At 63.9% G+C, this 6174-nt stretch carries 5 protein-coding genes; all 5 read right to left on the bottom strand.

The features are described from left to right. Nucleotides 1-823: ABC transporter ATP-binding protein (locus IVB47_RS26060; protein WP_247465600.1), on the bottom strand; the 823-nt coding region annotated here is incomplete at its 3' end. Continuing rightward, nucleotides 823-1740 carry an ABC transporter permease gene (locus IVB47_RS26055; RefSeq protein ID WP_007615333.1) on the bottom strand — a complete coding sequence of 306 codons (918 nt, stop codon included), beginning with the start codon at nt 1738-1740 and terminating at the stop codon, nt 823-825. The genes IVB47_RS26055 and IVB47_RS26060, both read right to left, overlap by 1 nt. Next, entirely contained in the window at nt 1706-2665 is a 960-nt protein-coding gene (locus tag IVB47_RS26050) for an ABC transporter permease (protein ID WP_007597394.1), read from the bottom strand. The genes IVB47_RS26055 and IVB47_RS26050 overlap by 35 nt, the downstream gene beginning before the upstream one ends. A 28-nt stretch (nt 2666-2693) precedes the next feature. Then, nucleotides 2694-4484: a peptide ABC transporter substrate-binding protein gene (locus IVB47_RS26045; RefSeq protein ID WP_247465597.1), complete on the bottom strand. Its 1791-nt coding sequence runs from the start codon at nt 4482-4484 to the stop codon at nt 2694-2696. Nucleotides 4485-4744: 260 nt separating this feature from the next. Continuing rightward, the gene (locus tag IVB47_RS26040; protein WP_247465595.1) at nt 4745-6163 is read right to left on the bottom strand and encodes a M20 family metallopeptidase; all 1419 of its coding nucleotides are present in this window, start codon (nt 6161-6163) and stop codon (nt 4745-4747) included. Nucleotides 6164-6174: the final 11 nt, after the last annotated feature.

The raw sequence follows: 6174 nt of genomic DNA, 5'->3' as shown, positions 1-6174 counted from the left end.
TCGCCTCCAGCCGCACCTTGTGCTCGCTGGCGAGATCGATGCGCGGGATCGAGCGGATCAGTCCCTGGGTATAGGGATGGCCGGGATTGCCGAAGAGCTCGTCGACAGACGCCTCCTCCACCACCTTGCCGGCATACATCACGACGACGCGCTGCGCGGTCTCGGCGACGACGCCCATGGCATGGGTGATCAGCATCACCGCCATGCCGAAACGTTCCTTCATGTCCTGGAGCAGGTCGAGGATCTGCGCCTGAATGGTGACGTCGAGGGCCGTGGTGGGCTCGTCGGCGATGATCAGCTTCGGCTTGCAGGCGAGCGCCATCGCGATCATCACGCGCTGGCGCATGCCGCCGGAGAACTGATGCGGATAGTTGTGCACCCGGCCTTCGGCATTGGGAATCTGCACCAGCTTGAGCATCTCGATGGTGCGCTCGAGCGCCTGTTTCCTGGTGACGTTCTCATGGCGGCGCAGGCTTTCGGCGATCTGCTCGCCGATGGTCAGCACCGGATTGAGCGAGGTCATCGGCTCCTGGAAGATGAAGCCGATCTCCTTGGCGCGGATCTCGTCGAGCTGACTGCTCGTCAGCGGCACGAGATCGCGGCCTTCGAAGATGATCTCGCCCGCCGCGATGCGGCCCGGCGGCATCGCGATCAGCTTGAGGATCGACATCGCGGTGACGGTCTTGCCGCAGCCGGATTCGCCGACGACGCAGAGAGTCTCGCCGCGATTGATGGAGATGTCGACACCGTCGACGGCCTGGAGGATGCCGTCGTCGGTGGAGAAGTGGGTTTTCAGTCCCTTGATCTCGAGCAGCGGCGCCATCAGATCACCCGCCGCGCATCGAGCGCGTCACGCAGGCCGTCGCCGATGAAGTTGATGGCGACCACCGCGATGAAGATCGCGCCGCCCGGAAACAGCGCCCAGTGCGGGCCGATGTCGAGAAAGTCCTTGGCATCATAGAGCAGCCGGCCCCAGGTCGGGGTATCCGGAGGGAAGCCGAGGCCGAGGAAGGACAGCGTCGATTCCGCGATGATGGCGGCGGCCACGTCGATGGTGCCGGCGATGATCACCGGACCCAGCGCATTAGGCAGGATATGGCGCACTACCTGCCGCACCGGGCTTGCCCCGAGCGCGCGCGCGGCTTCGACGAATTCCTTCTCACGGATCGACAGGAACTGCGCCCGAACGAGCCGGGCGACGGGCATCCAGCGCAAGCCACCGATCACGAGCACGATCAGGATGAAAATGCCGCCCTCGGGGCCGAAAGCGGCCTTCAGCCCGTCGCGGAAGAGATAGATCAGCAGCAGCAGCAGGGGCAATTGCGGCAGCGACAGAAAGAGATCGGTGAGCCACATCAGCCCATGACCGAGCGCGCCGCGCGACATGCCAGCGAGCGCGCCGATCAACACGCCGACAAAGACCGAGACCAGCATCGCGGCGAGACCGACCGCGAGCGAGATGCGCCCGCCATAGATCATGCGGGCGAGGATATCCTGCCCGAGATCGTCGGTGCCAAAGGGATGGGCCAGCGACGGCCCCTGCATGCCCGCCACGATGTCGATGTCGTCGATCTTGACCCGCCAGACGAAGGGGCCGACCACCACCGCCAGGATCAGAACGAGGAGCAGGAACGCGCTGACCACGGCAAGCTTGTGCCGGCTATAGCGCCGCCACGTCTCGCGCCAGGGCGAGTAGACGCGCCGCTCAGCGGAGGGAGATGCGAGGGTCAAGCCAGCCATAAAGAACGTCCGCGATGAGATTGAACAGCACGACCAGGCACGCAAAGACGAAGGTGACGGCCATCACCACCGGCGTGTCGTTGGAAAGGATGGAGGAGATCAGCAGCGAGCCGATGCCGGGGATGCGGAAAATCTGCTCGGTGACGATCGCGCCGCCGAACACCGCCGGGATTTGCAACGCAATCAGCGTGACGACCGGGATCATCGCGTTGCGCATCACGTGCTTGATGATCACCCGCCGCTGGCCGATGCCCTTGGCGCGCGCGGTGGTGACGTAGTCGAGTCGGATCACGTCGAGCATCGCCGAGCGCACGAAACGCGTCATCGACGCAGCCTGGAACAGGCCGAGCACCGCCACCGGCATGATAGCCTGACGGATCATCTCCAGCACCCAGTGAATACCCGTGCCCTTGATGTCGGTCGTGTAGACGAAAGGCAGCCAGTCCAGCGTGACCGAGAAGATCAGGATGAACAGGATGCCGGTGAAAAAGGTCGGCAGCGAGAAGCCGACAAAGGCGAGCGTGTTGGCGACCTGGTCGAACAGCGAATAAGGTTTCGTCGCGGCATAGACCCCGACCGGGATCGCGATCAGGAGCGCCAGAATCTGCGCCGAGCCGATCACATAGAGCGTCGTGGGCAGTCGCTGGAGAATGAGCGTGTCGACGTTCATCCGGCTGACGAAGGAGAAACCCCAGTCGCCGTGCAGCATGGCGTTGAGCCAATGCAGGTAACGAAGGTAGATCGGATCGTCGAGGCCGAACTTCGCCCGAAGCGCGAGAGCGACTTCGGGCGGCACGTTCGGATTGGTCGCCAGCTCCGAGAAAGGATCGCCCGGGGCGAGTGCGAGCACGACAAACAGCACGAGCGAGATTCCGAGCAGGCTCGGAATCGCGATCAGGAGGCGACGCAGGACATACTGGCTCATGAAGAAGGACCGCTCTAGGCGTGCGTGATCATTCTTCGCGGTACCAGTCGAACAAATTGTCGGTCTCGTTGGCCCAGCCGGAAACGACCGGGCGCAGATTGTTGGCGGCCGCCTCGACCTTCAGGCGGTGCTGTACCGGGATGAAAACGATGTCCTGGTACATCAGATCATTGGCCTTGATGTAGAGCGCCGCACGCTTGACCGGATCCATCTCGCCGTCCGCGGCCATGATGGTCGCGTCGTACTCCTTGTTGACCCAGCGCGGGAAGTTGGTGCCCTGCCACTTGTTCTCCTTGGTGGCGACGAGGTTCGAAAGGTAGCGACGCATATGCTGCGACGGATCGGGCTGGCTCAGCGGGATCTGGAACATCTCCATGTCGGCGTAGAACTTGGAATAGGTGTCGGGATTGCCGACGTCGGAGGAGAAGAACACGGAGGCGACGACCGATTTCAGCTCGACGTCGATGCCCGCCTTCTGGCACGCCTGCTTGACGATCGCCTGCGTCTTCTGGCGCGGCCCGTTGATCGCGGTCTGGTAGAGGAGCTTCAACTTCTTGCCGTCCTTCTCGCGGATGCCGTCGGCGCCCGGCTTCCAGCCGGCGTCGTCGAGGATCTTCGAGGCCTTCTCGACGCTGAACTCCCACGAGGTGTTCTTGGACACGAATTTTTCGGGCCCGTTGAGGAAGTTGGCGGTGGTGCGGCCGGCGCGGCCGTAGATCGCCTTCTTGACTGACTCGCGATCGATCAGCAGCGAGAGCGCCTTGCGCACCGCCGGATCAGAAAACAGCGGGTGCTTGGTCTTGATCGAGGAGCGTTCGCCATCGACCTCGGTGTTGGGATCGGTGAAGTTCAGCGCGATGAATTCGGTGTCGCCACCCACGGCGTAGACGGTCTTTCCCTTGCCGCCCTTCTCCAGGCGCAGCAGCACGTCGTCCTCGACCTGAATGTTCCAGCCGAAATCATATTCGCCGGTCTGGATCACCGCGCGCGCGGCAGAGACGGCGTCGCCGCCGCCCTTCATCTCGATCGAATCGAAATAGGGCCGGTTCGCCATGTGATAATCGGGATTGATCACGCCGCGGACAAGATCGCCCGGCTTGAACTCGACGAACTTGTAGGGGCCGGTGCCGACCGGCGAGAGGTTGGTCGGCGCCTCCCGCGACTTGGACCCCATATAGTCCTTGAACAGATGTTTCGGGATGATGGTATTGGGGGCCCCGACAAAAGCGTCGGCCCAGAACGGCGTGGGCTTGTTGAAGAGGATGCGGACCGTGAGGTCGTCCACCTTCTCGACCGTGATGTCGCGGAGCGTCGCGATCGTCAGCGCGGAGGTCGCCGGATCCTTGGCATATTCCCAGTTGAAGACGACGTCGTCGGCCGTGAACGGCGTGCCGTCGTGCCATTTGACGCCGGGCTTGAGCTTCCAGGTCACCGACTTGCCGTCGGCGGCGAGGCCACCGTTCTGGATCGAGGGAGTTTCGGCGGCCAGGACCAGCTTCATGTTGCCGTCGGGATCCCAACAGGCGAGCGGCTCGTAGAACAGGCGCGCGCCGTCCTGGTCCTTGGTGCCGGTGGCAAAATGCGGATTGAGCAGGGTGGGCCCCTGCCACCACAGCAGCTTGAGCGCACCACCGCCGCCGCGCTTGGTCGGCTTGTAGGTCGAGGCGCCCTCAGCCATCGCGACGCCGCCAAGCGCGAGGATCTGGTTGGCCAAAGGCGCGGTGAGACCCACGGCAGCCAGGCGCTGAATGAAGCCGCGGCGATCCATCCGCCCGTCCTTCACGTCACCGATCATCGAACGCAGTTCTTTATCCAGCATGGTTGTCCCCGTCTGGTTCCCGTATGGATGCAGGCGGTCGCGCGGGGCGACCACCAAGTTGGCTGGCGGTAGATGGCACACCGAATGGGCCGCGCGTCAACCGGGACCGTGTGTATGCAAACGGTCTTCTGACTGTCTGTTGGGCATAATCATATTCCGCAGCCCATCCGTTCGGCAATCCAGCATCAAAACGCGCTGAATTCCGCGCTGCACTGCAGAAAATTTAATCGCCGGATCAGACGAAGTATCGAGGCGAAATTCTACGCCACGGACATGTCGAGCGGCGGCGCGACGTGGTCTGGCAGCGGACAGACGTAAGGCGTCTTGGCCGTCCGCTTCTTAAGGTCAGCCTTGGCAGCCTTGATCAGCTCCGGGTCCGTCAGCGCCTTGATGCCGATGCCGGCCATCGCCTTGGCGGCCTGCACCATGGCCTTGTGGGCATGCGCGCTCTTGCCCTGCGCGACCACCTGCCAAGTGTGGAAGGGCGTACCGATTGCAACCGTGGGTGCGTGAACCTGCACGGTCGGCACCACCCAGCTCACGTCGCCGACGTCGGTCGACCCGACCAGCGGATTGCGCTTGGCATCGAGTGGCACCAGGAAGTCAGCCAGCGGCCGGTCGGTCGGCTCCATGCCGATCGCGTAATAGACCGACTCGATGTCCTTGTCGCTCAACGTCGCGCGGATCTCCGTGGCAAAGCCCTTGTCTGCGTCGTCGAAATGCGGCGGTCCGAGCTCTTCCATGACCCGGTGCAGCGCGTGCTCCAGCGGCGTGTTCGGCAGGATGTTGGAGACCGCGGAGATGATCTTCATCTCGACCTTGGTCTCGGTCATCAGCGCCGCGCCGTCCGCGATCTTGCTCACGCGTCCGACCAGCTCGTTCATGCCGGGCAGATCACGGGCGCGGATCGAATAACGCACGCGCGCATGCGCCTGCACCACGTTCGGGGCGATGCCACCGGTGTCGAGCAGCGCGTAGTGCACGCGCGCGTCGCTCGGCATGTGCTCGCGCATATAGTTCACGCCGACATTCATCAGCTCCACGGCGTCGAGCGCGGAGCGGCCGAGATGCGGCGAGGCCGCCGCATGCGAGGTGCGGCCGGTGAAGATGAAGTCGGCGCGGGTGTTGGCGAGTGACGGCGTCACCGCGACTTCCCAGAAGCTGTGCGGATGCCAGGTGATGGCGATGTCGGCGTCTTCAAATGCGCCGGAGCGCACCATGAAGGCTTTTGCCGCGCCGCCCTCCTCCGCGGGGCAGCCGTAATAGCGCACGCGACCCGGCACCTTGTTCTCGGCAAGCCAGTCCTTCACCGCCGTCGCGGCGAGGAGAGCTGCGGAACCGAGCAGATTGTGACCGCAGCCATGGCCGTGGCCACCGGTCTCGACCGGACGATGCTCCGCGACGCCCGCCTCCTGGCTGAGGCCCGGCAGCGCGTCATATTCCCCCATGAAGGCAATGACCGGTCCGCCCTCGCCCCATTCGCCCATCACCGCGGTCGGAATGCCCGCGACCTGCTCGGTGATGCGAAAGCCCTGATGACGTAGCTCGGCAAGATGCTCGACGGCGGACCGCGCCTCGGTGTAGCAGACTTCGGGCATGCCCCAGACCTTGTCGCTGAGGTCGATGAAACGTGCCTTGATCGTGTCGATGCCACGCCAGATGTCGCTGCGGTTGTCCATGCTTCGGTCCG

This window comes from Bradyrhizobium sp. 62 (genome assembly GCF_023073035.1).
Classification (GTDB): Bacteria; Pseudomonadota; Alphaproteobacteria; order Rhizobiales; family Xanthobacteraceae; genus Bradyrhizobium.
Note: the sequence above shows the minus strand (reverse complement) of the source record. Positions and strands in the feature narration are given on the sequence as shown.